Here is a 16,656-nt window from a genome sequence, read left to right as displayed (position 1 = left end):
AGGAAGACGTCGATGCTTTTGCTGTTTGTCGCCCTCGCGGTTTTCGTGGCCTGGAGCTGGTTGAGTTATCCGGCGGTCGGTCATTGGCTGTACGACCTGAACATGGCCATCGAGGCCAAGTTGTACAAATTGCACAAGATCGAAGTGCCGATCGCCGAGATGACCGTCTCGACCTGGCAGGGCGGGCCGTATGAAGCGGCCAGCGCGATTCTGATGCTGCATGGCTACAGCGCCGACAAGAACCTGTGGCTGCGCTTTTCCCGGCACTTCGTGCGCCAGTATCGGGTGATCATTCCGGACCTTGCCGGCCATGGGGAAACCGGCTTCAAGGCTGGCGGCGGCTACGACATTCCGTTGCAGGCCAAACGCATGATCCAGTTGCTCGACGTTTGCGGCGTGGAGAAAGTCCACGTGATCGGCAACTCGATGGGCGGCTACATCGCAGCGTGGCTGGCGGCGACGTATCCCGACCGCATCGCTTCGGTGGCACTGATCGACCCGGCGGGCGTCACCGCGCCCGAGGTCAGCGACATGGAGCGGCATCTGGCGCGCGGGCATAACCCGTTTCTGATCAACTCGCGGGAAGAGTTTCGCCAGTTTTACGCGATGACCATGGAATCGCCGCCGTGGGTGCCGAACCTGGTGCTGGACGCGATCGCCCAGCGTTACGAACAACAACGCGATGAACTGGAAGAGATCTTCCGCGATTTTCGCGCCAGCCCGCCGATGGAGCCGAAACTGGCCGACATCAAATGCCCGGCGCTGTTGCTCTGGGGGCGCAAGGATCGGCTGATCGATGTCAGCAGCGTGCCAGTGTGGAGCAAGGGCATCGCCAATTTGCGCGTGGATGTCTGGGATCATGTCGGGCACATGCCGATGGTTGAACAGCCGGGGAATACTGCGCGGCTGTATCGCGAATTCCTCGGAAGCCAGAAATGACACTCAACACATCCTGTGCAGGAGCTGCCGCAGGCTGCGATCTTTTGATTCTGCTTGTAAAAAACAAGATCAAAAGATCGCAGCCTCGTTTCACTCGACAGCTCCTACAAGGTGACGAGATGTGAGGCGCAGATGAACATCCTTTATGACGAACGCCTCGACGGCCCCTTGCCGCAGGTGAACAAGGCCGAATTGCTCAAGGCATTGCAGCAAACGCTGCCAGACCTCGACATTTTGTGGCGCGAGGACGAACTCAAACCCTACGAATGCGACGGCCTCTCCGCCTACCGCACCACGCCGATGCTGGTCGCCCTGCCGCGTCGACTCGAGCAAGTGCAAACCCTGCTCAAACTCTGTCATGAAAAAAACGTCCCGGTGGTTGCCCGTGGCGCCGGCACCGGGTTGTCCGGCGGCGCCTTGCCGCTGGAACAAGGCCTGCTGCTGGTGATGGCGCGCTTCAACAATATCCTGCACATCGACCCCGCTGCCCGTACTGCGCGGGTTCAGCCGGGGGTGCGCAATCTGGCGATCTCCCAGGCGGCCGCGCCCTTCGGCCTGTATTACGCGCCGGACCCGTCCTCGCAAATCGCCTGTTCGATCGGCGGCAACGTCGCCGAAAACGCTGGCGGCGTGCATTGCCTCAAGTACGGCCTGACCGTGCACAACCTGCTGAAAATCGAAGTGCTGACCATCGAGGGCGAACGCCTGACTCTGGGCTCGGACGCCCTCGATTCAGCGGGTTTCGATTTGCTCGCCTTGTTCACCGGTTCCGAAGGTTTGCTGGGGATCATCACCGAAGTCACGGTCAAACTGCTGCCCAAACCGCAAGTCGCGAAAGTCCTGCTGGCCAGTTTCGATTCCGTGGAAAAGGCCGGCCGCGCCGTCGCCGAAATCATCGCGGCGGGGATCATTCCCGGCGGGCTGGAGATGATGGACAACCTCGCCATTCGCGCCGCCGAAGATTTCATCCACGCCGGTTACCCGGTCGATGCCGAGGCGATTCTGCTGTGCGAACTCGATGGCGTCGAAGCCGATGTCCACGACGATTGCCAACGGGTGCGCGAGGTCATGACCGCGGCCGGCGCCACCGAAGTGCGTCAGGCCCGCGACGAAGCCGAGCGCGTGCGTTTCTGGGCCGGACGCAAGAATGCGTTTCCCGCGATCGGCCGTCTATCACCCGACTATTACTGCATGGACGGCACCATCCCGCGCCGCGAATTGCCCGGGGTTCTGCAAGGCATCGCCCGCCTCGGCGAAGAATACGGATTGCGCGTGGCCAACGTGTTCCATGCCGGCGACGGCAACATGCACCCGCTGATTCTGTTCGACGCCAATCAACCCGGCGAACTGCATCGCGCCGAAGCCTTGGGCGGCAAGATCCTTGAACTGTGCGTGCAGGTCGGCGGCAGCATCACCGGCGAACACGGCGTCGGCCGCGAGAAAATCAACCAGATGTGCGCGCAGTTCAACAGCGATGAGTTGAGCCTGTTCCATGCAGTAAAAGCCGCGTTCGACCCACAAGGCCTGCTCAATCCCGGCAAGAACATTCCGACCCTGCACCGCTGTGCCGAATTCGGCGCGATGCACATTCACGCCGGGCAATTGCCGTTCCCCGAACTGGAGCGTTTCTGATGGCCGATTTCGACGCCGCCAGCGCCCTGCTCGATCAGGTCAACGAAGCGCGGGCCAATGCCACGCCGCTGAAAATCCAGGGTGGCAACAGCAAGGCCTTTCTCGGTCGCGAGGTGGCCGGCGAAGTGCTCGACACCCGTGCCCACTGCGGCATCGTCCGTTACGAGCCGACCGAACTGGTGGTCACGGCGCGCGCCGGTACGCCTTTGTCCGAGCTGCTGGCGGCGCTGGACGCTGCCGGACAAATGTTGCCGTGCGAGCCGCCGGCATTCGGTGAAGGCGCGACCGTCGGCGGCATGATCGCCACGGGGTTGTCCGGGCCACGACGACCGTGGTCTGGCTCGGTGCGCGACTTTGTCCTCGGCACGCGGGTGATCACCGGCCTCGGTCAGCACCTGCGTTTCGGCGGCGAAGTGATGAAAAACGTCGCCGGTTATGACCTGTCACGGCTGATGGCCGGCAGCTATGGCTGCCTCGGCGTGCTCACCGAAGTGTCGCTGAAAGTCCTGCCGAAACCGCGCCAGTGCCTAAGCATTCGCCTCGACATGGACTGCGCGCGGGCGCTGGCCAAGCTTGCCGAGTGGGGCCAGCAGCCGCTGCCGATCAGTGCCGCGTGTCACGATGGTCAGAGCCTGTATCTGCGGCTCGAGGGCGGCGAAGGCTCGGTGACGGCGGCGCATCAACGCCTCGGGGGCGAGCCGCTGGATTCAGGGTTCTGGCGCGATCTGAATGAGCAACGTCTAGCCTTTTTCAACGAAGGTCTGCCGCTGTGGCGCTTGTCGTTGCCGAACAATCTCGGGCCACTGGATCTGCCCGGCGAGCAACTGATCGACTGGGCCGGTGCACAACGCTGGCTGAAATCCGACGCGGCGCACATTCATATTCTCGCTCAGGAACTCGGCGGCCATGCCACCTGCTTCACCCACGGGGCTAGTTCTTCGCCGTTCCAGCCGCTGGCCTGGACACTGCTGCGCTATCACCGGCAACTCAAGGCGCAACTCGACCCGCAAGGGCTGTTCAACCCCGGGCGCATGTACGCGGAGTTCTAGCCATGCAAACCACCCTCAGCGAACAATCGCGACAACTGCCCCGCGCCGCCGAGGCGGAGAAGATTCTGCGCACCTGCGTGCATTGCGGTTTCTGCAACGCGACCTGCCCGACCTATCAGTTGCTCGGCGATGAACTCGATGGCCCGCGCGGGCGTATCTACCTGATCAAACAAGTGCTCGAAGGCGCACCTGCGACGGCGCAGACGCAACTGCATCTGGATCGCTGCCTGTCGTGCCGCAACTGCGAAACCACCTGCCCGTCCGGTGTCGACTATCACAACCTGCTCGACATTGGCCGCGCGGTGGTCGATCACGCGGTGCCACGTCCGGCGGCGCAACGTCTGTTGCGCGAGGGTTTGCGCGCATTGGCGCCGAATCCAGGGTTGTTCAAAGGCTTGCTGCGGGTGGGTACGACGTTTCGGCCGCTGTTGCCGCGTTTGCTTGAAAGTAAACTGCCAAAGCATCTGGCTCTTTCCGGTGTGCGTCCTGCCCTGCGTCATGCCCGGCGGGTGTTGTTGCTGGAAGGCTGTGTGCAACCGGGACTGTCACCCAATACCAACGATGCGACGGCACGGGTGCTGGATCGATTGGGCATCAGCGTCACTCCGGTAACTGAAGCCGGTTGTTGCGGCGCTTTGGACTATCACCTCGACGCCCAGGCCAAAGGCCTTGACCGCGCCCGGCAGAACATCGATGCCTGGTGGCCGCACCTGCAAAACGGTGCCGAAGCCATTGTGCAGACCGCCAGCGGTTGCGGTGCATTCATCAAGGATTACGGGCATTTGCTCGAAGACGATCCGGTGTATGCGGCCAAGGCCCGGCAAATCAGCGAGCGCACGCTGGATCTGGTGCAGGTACTCGATCGGGAACCGCTGGAAAAAGTCTGCGCGGCGAGCGAGCGACGGATTGCCGTGCATTGCCCGTGCACTTTGCAGCACGCGTTGAAACTGGGCGGCGCGGTGGAAGCCGTGCTGACCCGCCTCGGTTTCAATCTCACCGCCGTACCCGACGGCCATTTGTGCTGCGGCTCGGCGGGTACGTATTCGTTGACGCAACCGGTGCTGGCCCGGCAACTGCGCGATAACCGCCTCAACGCGCTGGAGAGCGGCCGACCTGAGCTGATCGTCACCTCCAACGTCGGCTGTCAGAGCCATCTGGCCAGTGCCGGCCGCACGCGGGTGATGCACTGGATCGAACTGGTGGATCAGTCGTTGGCAGAATGAAGTTCGTAGGATTCTTCGTTTGCCCGCGTGCGAGAAGGCTGCGATCTTTTCCCTCATCCATTCCGTGACCGTGGCAGGAATTTTTTTCATGACCGTGCAGCCGTTCGTCAGCCCCGACCTGATCCGCCAACACTTCTCCAAAGCGATGTCCGACATGTACCGCGAAGAAGTGCCGCTGTACGGCGCGCTGATGGAGTTGGTGGAACAGACCAATCACGAAGTGCTTGCACGTCAGCCAGACATCGCCCGGCAACTCGACAGCACCGGTGAAATTCAGCGGCTGGACATGGAGCGCCATGGCGCCATCCGCGTTGGTACTGCGACGGAACTGGCCACCCTCGCCCGCCTGTTTGCGGTGATGGGCATGCAGCCGGTGGGTTATTACGACCTGACCCCGGCGGGCGTGCCGGTGCATTCCACGGCTTTTCGCGCAGTGCATGAGGAGGCCCTGCAAGTCAGCCCGTTTCGGGTGTTCACGTCTTTGTTGCGCCTGGAATTGATTGAAGATCCGGAACTGCGCGCCTTTGCCGAATCCGTGTTGGCCAAGCGTTCGATCTTTACCTCGGAGGCGTTGCGCCTGATCGCGCAAGCTGAAAACGCGGGTGGACTGAATGAAAGCGAGGCCGAGGCATTCGTCCTACAGGCACTGGAAACCTTTCGCTGGCACCACAGCGCCACGGTTACCGCTGCGCAATATCAGACCTTGAGCGCCCAACACCGCTTAATCGCCGACGTGGTCGCGTTCAAAGGCCCGCACATCAATCACCTGACGCCGCGCACGCTGGACATCGACAGCGTGCAGGAACAGATGCCGGCCCATGGCATCACCCCAAAAGCCGTCATCGAAGGCCCGCCGCGCCGGCAGTGCCCGATCCTGTTGCGCCAGACCAGTTTCAAGGCGCTGGACGAGCCGATCGCCTTCACCGATCAAAGCGAAACCCGTGGCAGTCACAGCGCGCGATTCGGCGAAATCGAACAACGCGGCGCGGCACTCACTCCCAAAGGCCGGGCGCTGTATGACCGCTTGCTCAATGCCGCACGCGATGAACTCGGCGACTTCCCCAACGAAGCCAACGCCGCACGCTACAACGCGCTGATGGCTGAGCACTTTGGCGAATTTCCTGACAGTGTCGAAGGCATGCGTGAACAAGGGTTGGCGTACTTTCGCTATTTCGCCACGGAAAAAGGGTTGGCGGCGGGAGGACTTGGGGACTCGTCTCTGGAGGACTTGTTACGCAATGGTTATGTGAAAGCGGAACCGTTGGTGTACGAAGATTTCCTGCCGGTGAGTGCGGCGGGGATTTTTCAGTCGAACCTTGGCGATGCGGCGCAGGCGCATTATGGCGAGCATTCCAATCGGCAGGCTTTTGAGCAGGCGTTGGGGCGCACGACCATTGATGAGTTGGGGTTGTATGCGGAGACACAGCAGCGTTCGATCGAGGAGTGTCTGAGCCAATTTTCGCGTTGAAAAATCAAAAGATCGCAGCCTTCGGCAGCTCCTACAGGGGAAATGCATTCCAAAGGTAGGAGCTGCCGCAGGCTGCGATCTTTTGATCTAAAAGTTTTAAGTTGCCGCCTCGACCAAATGATGGCGTGTGGCCATTGTGCGCAAGAAGTTGCGCACTTGTTTTGCAAAAAAGCCTGATAAAACCGCTGAAAGCTACGTCGTACAAGGCCTGCAGCCAAGTGCGCAAGAAGTTGCGCAGTACTGCGCAACTTCTTGCGCACTTTTGCCTTGGATGGCCGCTCTATTTCGCACGTTCACCGGAAAAATCAGTCAAACACCCCGGCCCGTATGGCTGCCACAATTGTTGGCACGCTCCTTGATAACAGTCAGGCACCCACCGGGCGATTTCGCCTCCCGGGCACCTTAAATTATTCCGCAAGGAGAGCACCCCATGGCAACACCAGCGTACATGTCGGTTACCGGCGAAAAACAAGGCCTGATCACTGCAGGCGCTTTCACCGCTGACTCCGTAGGCAACACCTACCAGGAAGGCCACGAAGACCAGGTTATGGTTCAGGCTTTCACCCACGACGTGATCATCCCGCGTGACCCACAGTCCGGTCAGCCAACCGGTCAGCGCGTGCACAAGCCAGTTGTGATCACCAAGGTCTACGACAAGGCTTCGCCACTGCTGCAAGCTGCTCTGACCTCCGGCGAGCGCATGAGCGAAATCGTTATCCAGTGGTACCGTACTTCTGCTCAAGGTACTCAAGAGCACTACTACACCACCAAACTGGAAGACGCGATCATCGTCGCCATCAACAACAAAATGCACAACTGCCAGGATCCAGGCAACGCTCACTTCACCCACTTGGAAGAAGTGCAGTTCACCTACCGTAAAATCACCTGGACCCACGAAGTATCCGGTACTTCGGGTTCCGATGACTGGCGTGCTCCAGTCGTTTAATTACGGCTGATCGTTACAAGCATCGGCCAGCTCTGCTGGTCGATGTTGTTTTCGCCCTCCAGAATTTCGCGTAAGTTGAGCCGCTTTGCGGTCGTCGACGTACGCCGCTGTACAGCACGAGGAACAAGGGATGTTCGCGCCGGCCAATGAAACCCATTTTGCCCTGACCATCGAAGGTCTTTCCGCCGATTTCCAGGTGTTTACCCTCACCGGTCGGGAAGCCATCAGCCAGCCTTTTGTCTTCGAGGTGGAGCTGGTCAGTGAGCAGCCGTCGCTGGACCTCGAAACCCTGCTGCACAAACCGGCCTTCCTGCAGCTGTCGCCCGACGGCAGCGGCATTCACGGCCAGATCTACCGCGCCGCGCAAGGCGATTCCGGCAAACGCCTGACCCGTTATTCGGTGACCCTGCGCCCGCAACTGTCCTACCTGGCGCATCGCGTCAACCAGCGAATCTTCCAGAACCTCAGCGTGCCGAAAATCATCGGTATGGTCCTCGAAGAGCACGGTATTCAAAGCAACGCCTACGAATTCAAGACCGGTTCGATTTATCCCGAGCGCATCTACTGCGTGCAATACGATGAATCGGACCTGCATTTCATCCAGCGCCTGTGCGAAGAAGAAGGTATCCACTACCACTTCGAGCACACGGCGACGGCGCACAAACTGGTGTTCGGCGATGACCAGACGGTGTTCCCGAAACTCAAGCCTGTGGCCTATCAGCAAGACTCCGGCATGGTCGCCAGCGACCCGGTGATCAAGCGTTTCGACCTGCGCCTGGAAACCCGCACCAGCCGCACCACCCGCCGCGATTACGACTTCGAAAAACCACGCATCACTCTCGAAAGCGAAAACCGTGGCGACGCCCTGCCCGACCTTGAAGACTACGATTACCCAGGTCGTTTCATCGACCGCGAGCGCGGCAAACACCTGGCCAAACGCGCCCTCGAACGTCATCGCAGCGACTTCCAGTTGGCTGAAGGCAAGAGTGATCAACCGTTGCTGGTCAGCGGCCACTTCCTCGCGCTGACCGCGCACCCGAAAGCCAAATGGAATGACCTCTGGCTGCTCACCGAAGTCCTCCACGAAGGCAAACAGCCGCAAGTCCTCGAAGAGTCGGTGACCAGTGACACCACCGCACTCAAAGACGATTTCCACCAAGGCTACCGCAACCGCTTCCAGGCCACCCCATGGGACGTGCCGAACCGCCCGCCCCTGCGCCACCCGAAACCGCGCATCCTCGGCAGCCAGAGCGCTGTGGTCACCGGCCCGAAGGGTGAAGAGATCCACTGCGACGAATACGGCCGCGTCAAAGTGCAATTCCATTGGGACCGCGAAGGCCAGGCCGATGACAAAACCAGCTGCTGGCTGCGCGTCTCCAGCGCCTGGGCCGGCGCCCAGTACGGCGGCATTGCCATCCCGCGTATCGGCATGGAAGTGCTGGTCACCTTCCTTGAAGGCGATCCCGATCAACCGTTGATCAGCGGCTGCCTGTACCACAAGGAAAACACCGTCCCGTATGAGCTGCCGGCGAACAAGACCCGCAGCACCTTCAAGACCCTCAGCTCCATGGGCGGTGGCGGCTACAACGAACTGCGCATCGAAGACAAAAAAGGTCAGGAACAGATCTACCTGCACGCCCAGCGCGACTGGGACGAAAACATCGAGCACGACCAGAAAATCCGCGTCGGCAACGAACGCCACGACACCGTCGAAAAGAACAGCTACACGGAATTCAAGGCCGAAGAACACCACACCGTCTACGCCGACCGCAAAGTCGAAACCCGCGCCAACGACCACCTGACCGTCGGTGTAAACCAACACATCAAGATCGGCACCGGCCAGTTCATCGACGCTGGCCAGGAAATCCACCTCAGCAGCGGCATGAAAGTGGTGATGGAAGCCGGCAGCGAGCTGACCCTGATCGGCGGCGGCAGCTTCATCAAGATCGACGCCGGCGGCGTCACCCTGAGCGGCCCGGTGATCAACATGAACTCCGGCGGCAGCCCCGGCAGCGGCACGGGCGCTGCCCCGCTCATGCCCGGCATCCTGAAACAGGCCGACGCCGACAAGGCCGGTCAGGTCCTGACCCCGGCCCAGATCAACACCCTCAAACGCAACGCGCCGTTCTGCGAAGAATGCGAAAAATGCAAGGCAGGTGCCTGTGCCATCTGATCGAATTACGCCCAAGGATTGGCTGGCGCAACAGCCGTTGCAGACTGGCGAGCGTTTGTATCTGGTTATTAGTGCGGCAAGTGATTCCGACGCGCTGAAAAATCTCTACCTGACCGAGCCTACCGCCCAGCTCCTGCCGATATGGGGCGGCACGCCCTACTCCACCTGGCAACCGGTGATGCCCTACGTCACCGAGCTCAAACCGAACTCGGCGTTCCTGCCGTGGAACGCTGAAACCGATGCCCTCGATTGGGGCTGGCTGGCGGTGTCGCGTTCGGAACCGAACGAAGTGTTCGAGCATCTGCGCAGCCTTACTCAGGTGAAGATGCCAGACGGGACCGAGGTGTTTTTCCGGTTTTGGGATGGACGGCATATCTACCCGATTCTGCATGGGCTTGGGGAGAAGGCTGGGGAAGTGCTGCCGATGTTTGAGCGGTATTTGATTAATGGGCAAGCGCTGGAGGTTGGGACGCGGGTTGTGCCGAAGGTGAAAGATTGGCCGTGGTGGGAGGTGCCGAAGGAGTTGTTGGATGGGTTGATGGCGGAAAACCCGTCGACCGTCATCGGCAACATGATGCAGTGGTTGTTGGACGAACATGCCGATCTGTACTTCTCGTTCCCCGAATCAAACCTGAAACAAAAAGTGGCGCGTTTCGTAAAGCGCACGCCGCTCACGGAAGAAAATTTTGCCGGGCTGTTGAAAGCCCATCTGGAAAATGAGGTGGTTGTATGAGCGTTTTGATGGGTGGGATCGTTGGTGGCCTCACGGCAAAACAACCTGATGCTCAGGCAATCATTGCCGACTTCAAGAAATGTCTGAAAGACTACCGTGAGCATGCTGAAGCCTGGTATGGCGGCATTCTGGACGCCGAGCAGCAGTTCAAGGTCGGAGACGAAGTCGGCACTGCAGACAAGGACAGCAAAAAGGAAAACACCCTTTATGCCAACTGCCCGGCGAACGGCAAGCTCGTACTGGTGCACAGCTTCGAATCCGCACGTTTTGTACCGATCGGTAATACACCGGTCCGTCTGACACCAGTGGTAGATGGCCGCTTTATTGGCAAGAACGAAGTCGGTCCAACCATCAACAAAACCATCGACTCGACCGGCATTCTGGAAGTTTCCGGGCTTACACCCAATCAGCAATACAAGATTACGTTCTTCCCTAATCCTACGCCCGCTCAGATCGATAGTCTGTTCAACTCCTACCAAGGTGTGATCGGTGAGCTCGGCGGTTGGCTGCAAACCGAGTGGAGCACAAGTTTCTTGCCGCTTTGGCAGGCACACACTGATGCATCACTGGGCGGCCGTGCCCTGCAGGAGCTGGAAGCCGCGTGGGAAGGCTTCATGAAGGCGATCATGGGTTTGTGGGGCGATATCAAGAGCCTCTACGACCTCGTCGCCCACCCTCGCGAAAACTACGAAAAGCTGAAAAAGTTTTTCACTGAGGAGCAGATCAAGAAAATTTATGATGCCTCAGCAGAGGCCATCCACACGGCCTTGCTGATCGCCAGTGATGAGCCACTGATGTGGGTCTACGTCGCCGCCATCGTGGCGTGGATAAAGATGCTGCCGCCACAAACCTGCACGGAAGTGCTGGCGCAAATGAGCACAGAGTTCTTGGTGAACATTCTGGTCGGTGTGGTTCTGACAGGTGGCCTAGGTCTGGCTGTACGAGTGGGCACAAAGGCAATCCAAGGGGTGCAAAGCAGCGGCAAGGTCATAAAACTGATCGAAGACTTTACCGGCATGCTGATGAAAGTCAGCAAATCCAAGGCCACACCGCACACCGAAGCGTCGAAACCTTTGTTGCTTAATGGCGATTCGAAATTCAATCCGGCACGTAAAGCGGATGTGCAAATTGCGGCCCCCAAACCTGCCGAAACCGCGACAGCACCGAAAAACAAGCCACCGGTCAGCGGCGGAAAAGTGGAGTCCGATGCGCAGATTCAAGCACGTAAAAAAGATGAGCCCGCCTCGCGTGTCGAACAGGTGGAACACGTCGACAACGCGCCAGATCAATCGAAAAACCCGGCCGACAAACCCGCCCAATGCGTCGACAAAACCTGCTCAGACGGTGAACCCGTGTCGATGGTGACCGGTGAGGAATTACTCACGCTGACCGATGGTGAAATGGGTGGTTTGCTGCCCTTCGAGTGGACCCGCCTATACCGTAGCAGTGCGGTAGAGATCGACAGCCGTCTCGGCCATGGCTGGAGCCATTCGCTTTCCCATCGTTTGCATCTCGATGATGAAGGTGTGCTGTGGACAGACAACGAGAACCGGCAGACCCGATTCCCGATGCCCACTGAACAGCGCCCCGCCATTACCAATAGTCTGGCGCAAGCGGCGATTTATCTAGGCGATGCTCCCGGAGAACTTGTCCTGACTCAGGCCGGGGCAAAAACACGCTTCTACCATTTCCGAGCCGGTCGCCTCACCACGATCAGCGACGCCTACGAAAACCGGTTACATATCAGTTATGACTTCGTTGACCGTATCCAGCGCGTCGATAACGGTGCAGGCCGTGCCCTGCTAATGCGTTACGACGACCGACACATTGTGGCCGTCGATCAGCAGCAACAACGCCAGGAATACAACGACCGCGGTGAACGTCAGGATCCATGGCAGACCATTCAAACGCTCGTCACCTACCAATACAACGCACGCAATCAACTGGTTTCCTCTACCAATGCGGCGGGTGAAACCGAGCATTACCGATACAACGATCAGCATGTCATCCTCGAACGACAAATGGCCGGCGGCGCCAGTTTCTTCTGGGAATGGGAACGTGAAGGTAAACACTCCCGCTGCATACGCCACTGGGCCAATTACGCGCAAATGGAAGCGCGTTACGAGTGGGACGACAAAGGCTCGGTGACCGTCAACAACGCCGACGGCAGTGAGCTGGTCTACGTGCATGACGAAAATGCGCGGCTGGTCAGCGAGACCGCGCCCGACGGCGGTGAAACGCAAAATGCATACGACGATCAGGGACGTCTGATCGCCGTAAAAGATCCGATGGGCGCGATCACCGAGTATCAGTACAGCGAAGCTGGGCGTTTGATCGCCGTTATTCCGCCAGAAGGTGTGCCGACCCGTTACAACTATTTCAACGGTCAACTCATTGATGTCCAGCGCGGCAAAGCCCGCTGGAAATACGAGCGCAACCGTCAGGGCGACATCACCCAACAAACCGACCCGGACGGCAACGAAACCCACTACAGCTATGACCGTCAGGGCCGACTGCTGGAAATTCGTCATCCCAATGGTAGCCGCCATCAATTGGGCTGGAACAATCTCGGCCAACTGCTGGAAGAGCGCCTGCCCGATGGCGGCCAACGCAAGTATCGCTACGATGCTTTGGGTCGGCAGATTACCCGCCAGGATGAATTCGGTGCTATTACCCAATACCAATGGGATGCTGCTGATCGTCTGACCCAAGTAACCCTGCCCGGCGGCGCCACCCGCGCCTTCAGCTACAACCCATATGGCCGCGTCACCGCCGAACGCGACGAGCTTGGGCGAATCACTCGTTACGAGTACGCCGACAACCTGCACCTGGTCAGCCGCCGCATTAATCCTGACGGCAGCCAACTGCGTTATCGCTACGACAACTCGCAACTCAACCTCACCGAAATCGAGAACGAGCGCGGCGAACGCTACCAACTCGACTACTACTCGAATGGCCTGATCCAGCAGGAAACTGGTTTTGACGGTCGCCGCACTGCCTACGAGTACGACCTCAACGGCCAGTTGCTGAAGAAAGTCGAGTTCGGCGATGACGGCAGTGAACTGGTCAGCGAATACCAGCGCGATGCGTCCGGACGTCTGCTGGTCAAAACCTTGCCAGACGGCGAAGAAATCCACTACAGCTACGACGCATTGGGGCGCCTGGTAAACGTCGACGACGGTAACTGGCCGCTCGCGTATGAATACGACGTGCAGGACCGCCTGATCACCGAACACCAGGGCTGGGGCACTACACGTTACGAATACGACAGCGTCGGACAACTGAGCCACTGCCGCCTTCCAGATGGCAGCACACTCGATTACCGTCATCTACCCGGCGGACGCCTGAGCAGCATCGACCTGAACGGCTCACGCCTGACCTCTCACCAGTTCAGCGCCGGTCGCGAACACCAGCGACAACAGGGTTTGCTCCTAAGCCAATACCAATACGACGAACAAGGTCGCCTGCAAGCGCATAGCGTTAGCCAACGCGAAAAAAATCTGTTCCAGCGACGCTACAACTACGACGCGAATGGCAACCTAGCCGGCGTAGATGACACCCGCAAAGGTAATCGCAGCTATCACTACGACCCGTTGGATCGACTGATCAGTGTGCGTGGTGCTACACCGGAAAGCTTCGCCCACGATCCAGCAGGCAACCTCCTCGGTCAGAATGACCTGCCCGTAGCCAATTTGGCTAACGTCAAAGGCAACCGCCTGCTGATGCAGGGCGACCGCCATTATGATTACGACGCTTACGGTAATTTGAGCCGCGAACGTCGTGGCGCCGGCCAGAAACTCGTCACCGAATATCGCTACGACTGCCAGCATCGTCTGATCGGCGTCAGCCTGCCGGGCGGCAGCATAGCAACCTACAAGTACGATGCCTTCGGCCGTCGAATAGAGAAAACCGTCGACGGCTACACCACCGAATTCCTGTGGCAAGGCGAACGCTTGATCGCTGAAAGCGCCGAGAACCGCTACCGCAGTTACATCTATGAACCGGGCAGCTTCCGTCCGTTGGCCATGCTCGACGGCGAAGGCCCACGTAAAGCCACCCCGTTTTACTACCAACTCGACCACCTCGGCACACCGCAGGAACTAACCGATTACAGCGGTGAGATCATGTGGTCGGCCAGATACCGAGCTTATGGCAACCTAGTGGCACTTGACGTCAGCGAAATCGATAACCCGTTGCGTTTTCAAGGCCAGTATTTCGACGCCGAGACGGGGTTACATTACAACCGCCACCGCTACTACAATCCAGGCACCGGGCGGTTTTTGACACCGGATCCGATCAAGCTTGCGGGTGGGTTGAATAATTACCTGTACGTATCAAACCCTACAGGTTGGGTGGATCCTCTTGGGCTTCAGCAGTGTCCGGGTAGCGATTCGGCCAAACCTGCCACACCTGTCAAAACTGGGAATTACCTAGACAAGCCCGCAAATGCTGATGGTTCCTTAAATATTGGTGCTGGTACGAACCCGATTGAAGGCTATTACAATATCGATATTGACCCTAAAGCTCCGGGCGTACACGCTGGCAATGCAACGGATTTATCGGGTATAAAATCAGGATCGCAAAGTCATATCAATATGGATAACCCATACGGTTACGACCCTTTAAACCCAGAAATATTAAGGGTATTAGCCGACAATGGACAAATCACCCTTACAGGCAGCGCATTCGCGAACAAATACATAAAAAAATCATTGAAAAAAATAGAAGAGCTAGGACTAAGAATAGTCTCGCAAACAAAAGTCGACCCAAAAGGTTTTAAAACCATTGACGGCAATCAAATAGAATCAAAACAACTTGATCAATTTATAATCGAGAGAGCAAAATGAATTTTTTAATTGACATTACAAAATCCTTTGGCGCTATCGATTTCGACAATGCCGGCGGAGTCATATCCTATATAAATATTCCTCCAACTGAGGACATTCATAATAGCTTTCAACTCGAAATTTTTAATGTCGTTTTTAACCTAATAGACGAACCAGTAGTTTCTTCAATAAAACTTCAGAACTCAAAATTTCTAGACAACATGGACGAGGACGGCTTCTTAATACTCAAGAAAGCAATCATTACATTTGAGAAGATGAAGGGGCATGAAAAACTAATACGCCTATTAAACCAAGATGAAGGTTACTTGACGCACGAATCTTACGGCCCCAAATTAGCGAACGAAGATAAAATCTACGACGTCGGAGGGAGATCATTCTCAACACCACAGCTATTGATCAATCTTGCCATAATCTCACCAAAAAAAGTAACTATCGAGTTCAGCCCTTCGAACCATACTTATATAGCAACATACGAAGAACTCCAGAACTCAGTAGAACTCTTAAATCTACAAGCAAATCGTGTCCAACCTCCAATCCAGGGAATATTCGACACAACCTACAGCAATATGCACACCGTTAGCGATTTTGATGCGGGTTATCGAGTATACAAACAATAGAACAATGGTAAGTGGGGACAGTCCATATCTACCCTGAACAGCCAAAAAGATTTTTCACTTCACCTAACAAATATTTAAAAATAGAAGCCCTAACGCGTAAATAGGAACAGGAGAAAAGGGAGAAAACGGGAAATAAAACGTGGACAGACCACGACTCCTTATTTTAAGCGGGGCAGACCACAGTTTTTTTGCATCTATAATCTGCCGCCTGGGCGGCTCTCCTCTTTCTCGCTATTTAACGTGATCCGTCCCTGAACAACATGAACAGCAAGGTTTACGAAGAATATAACTACTGGCTTGGAGCAAATGAAGACTCAAATTGGAATGAGTACATTACTGAACAGGTAGCTCATGGGGTTTTAGGAAAATTTAACGCCATGGACTGGAAACACCTTAATGAAGCAATTCTTTTAAAAGAGGAATACTGGCAAGAAAGAAGCGCTGCTGCTCTCGGAGAGTTGCGATCGCCCGAAGCGATAGAGATTTTAAAAAAACTTCTTGACTCTACGTTCTCCGAGGTAGCAGTCGCCGCAGCTTCCGAACTTGATTGGACTGAAGCAGTTATTGAGGAAAAATACGCTAATAAAATTCAGCGAATCATAGACAATTTACCCGATGAAGAAATTGATTGTTACCCTGAACTCAAAAACCTACTAAAAAATCACAAAACCAAGGTTCCTAATAAAAAGCTGAAAGCCTGAGTTTTTAAGACGAGTAAAAAGCCTCTATAAGTACGGAAACCGCTTCAACTTCGCCAGCCTGCTAGGTAGAAATACCACAACCACAGGATGTGCTCTATCACCGAACTGTAGTGGTAAGGCAAGCGCGAGAACACCGGGAGCAATGCGGGAGGGTAATCTTGACTAAAAAGGGAGTAGATCCTGAGGGTTCCCCACAAACTACTCCACACCTGCGCCTGTTGATGTACCTCGGCTCGCAAGGCGCTCAGGTCTCACCAAGACACAAAAAGAGGACAAATTTATTCTCTACAAACTGAAAATAAATCTGTCCCCTTTTCCTTACAGGGCA

11 protein-coding genes are annotated in these 16,656 nt (G+C 57.0%); all 11 read left to right on the top strand.

Translation table 11 applies throughout. From position 1 onward, the window contains the following. Positions 1–12 precede the first annotated feature (12 nt). Entirely contained in the window at positions 13–939 is a 927-nt protein-coding gene (locus tag U6037_RS10615) for an alpha/beta fold hydrolase (RefSeq protein WP_322846703.1), read from the top strand. 132 nt (positions 940–1,071) lie between these two features. Next, a complete protein-coding gene (gene glcD / locus U6037_RS10610; protein ID WP_322846702.1) occupies positions 1,072–2,571 on the top strand; it encodes a glycolate oxidase subunit GlcD in 1,500 nt (499 codons plus the stop codon). Then, positions 2,571–3,620 carry a glycolate oxidase subunit GlcE gene (gene glcE, locus U6037_RS10605; protein ID WP_322846701.1) on the top strand — a complete coding sequence of 350 codons (1,050 nt, stop codon included), beginning with the start codon at positions 2,571–2,573 and terminating at the stop codon, positions 3,618–3,620. The genes glcD and glcE overlap by 1 nt, the downstream gene beginning before the upstream one ends. A gap of 2 nt (positions 3,621–3,622) precedes the next feature. Beyond that, positions 3,623–4,843 carry a glycolate oxidase subunit GlcF gene (gene glcF / locus U6037_RS10600; protein ID WP_322846700.1) on the top strand — a complete coding sequence of 407 codons (1,221 nt, stop codon included), beginning with the start codon at positions 3,623–3,625 and terminating at the stop codon, positions 4,841–4,843. 88 nt (positions 4,844–4,931) lie between these two features. Then, the gene (locus U6037_RS10595; protein ID WP_322846699.1) at positions 4,932–6,311 is read left to right on the top strand and encodes a VOC family protein; all 1,380 of its coding nucleotides are present in this window, start codon (positions 4,932–4,934) and stop codon (positions 6,309–6,311) included. 430 nt (positions 6,312–6,741) lie between these two features. Further along, the gene (locus U6037_RS10590; protein ID WP_007949952.1) at positions 6,742–7,257 is read left to right on the top strand and encodes an Hcp family type VI secretion system effector; all 516 of its coding nucleotides are present in this window, start codon (positions 6,742–6,744) and stop codon (positions 7,255–7,257) included. A gap of 130 nt (positions 7,258–7,387) precedes the next feature. Beyond that, on the top strand, positions 7,388–9,430 hold the full coding sequence (tssI, locus tag U6037_RS10585; RefSeq protein ID WP_322846698.1) for a type VI secretion system tip protein TssI/VgrG: 2,043 nt from the start codon (positions 7,388–7,390) through the stop codon (positions 9,428–9,430). Next, complete coding sequence (locus U6037_RS10580) at positions 9,420–10,163, top strand: DUF4123 domain-containing protein (RefSeq protein ID WP_322846697.1); 744 nt, start codon at positions 9,420–9,422, stop codon at positions 10,161–10,163. The genes tssI and U6037_RS10580 overlap by 11 nt, the downstream gene beginning before the upstream one ends. Further along, the gene (locus U6037_RS10575; RefSeq protein WP_322846696.1) at positions 10,160–15,010 is read left to right on the top strand and encodes an RHS repeat-associated core domain-containing protein; all 4,851 of its coding nucleotides are present in this window, start codon (positions 10,160–10,162) and stop codon (positions 15,008–15,010) included. Before U6037_RS10580 ends, U6037_RS10575 begins: the two co-directional genes overlap by 4 nt. Continuing rightward, positions 15,007–15,627: a hypothetical protein gene (locus U6037_RS10570; protein ID WP_322846695.1), complete on the top strand. Its 621-nt coding sequence runs from the start codon at positions 15,007–15,009 to the stop codon at positions 15,625–15,627. Before U6037_RS10575 ends, U6037_RS10570 begins: the two co-directional genes overlap by 4 nt. Positions 15,628–15,887: 260 nt before the next feature. After that, positions 15,888–16,328, top strand: a complete 441-nt coding sequence (locus tag U6037_RS10565) for a HEAT repeat domain-containing protein (RefSeq protein WP_322846694.1) — start codon at positions 15,888–15,890, stop codon at positions 16,326–16,328. The last annotated feature ends 328 nt before the right edge of the window (positions 16,329–16,656 follow it).

This window comes from Pseudomonas sp. B33.4 (assembly GCF_034555375.1).
In the GTDB taxonomy this organism is placed as follows: domain Bacteria; phylum Pseudomonadota; class Gammaproteobacteria; order Pseudomonadales; family Pseudomonadaceae; genus Aquipseudomonas.
The sequence above is the reverse complement of the archived record's forward strand: the minus strand, read 5'-3'. Positions and strand labels throughout refer to the sequence as shown.

Coding starts and splice junctions, on each gene's coding strand:
- U6037_RS10615 (WP_322846703.1), top strand. CDS start 13: ATGCTTTTGCTGTTTGTCGCCCTCGCGGTTTTCGTGGCCTGGAGCTGG.
- glcD (WP_322846702.1), top strand. CDS start 1,072: ATGAACATCCTTTATGACGAACGCCTCGACGGCCCCTTGCCGCAGGTG.
- glcE (WP_322846701.1), top strand. CDS start 2,571: ATGGCCGATTTCGACGCCGCCAGCGCCCTGCTCGATCAGGTCAACGAA.
- glcF (WP_322846700.1), top strand. CDS start 3,623: ATGCAAACCACCCTCAGCGAACAATCGCGACAACTGCCCCGCGCCGCC.
- U6037_RS10595 (WP_322846699.1), top strand. CDS start 4,932: ATGACCGTGCAGCCGTTCGTCAGCCCCGACCTGATCCGCCAACACTTC.
- U6037_RS10590 (WP_007949952.1), top strand. CDS start 6,742: ATGGCAACACCAGCGTACATGTCGGTTACCGGCGAAAAACAAGGCCTG.
- tssI (WP_322846698.1), top strand. CDS start 7,388: ATGTTCGCGCCGGCCAATGAAACCCATTTTGCCCTGACCATCGAAGGT.
- U6037_RS10575 (WP_322846696.1), top strand. CDS start 10,160: ATGAGCGTTTTGATGGGTGGGATCGTTGGTGGCCTCACGGCAAAACAA.
- U6037_RS10570 (WP_322846695.1), top strand. CDS start 15,007: ATGAATTTTTTAATTGACATTACAAAATCCTTTGGCGCTATCGATTTC.
- U6037_RS10565 (WP_322846694.1), top strand. CDS start 15,888: ATGAACAGCAAGGTTTACGAAGAATATAACTACTGGCTTGGAGCAAAT.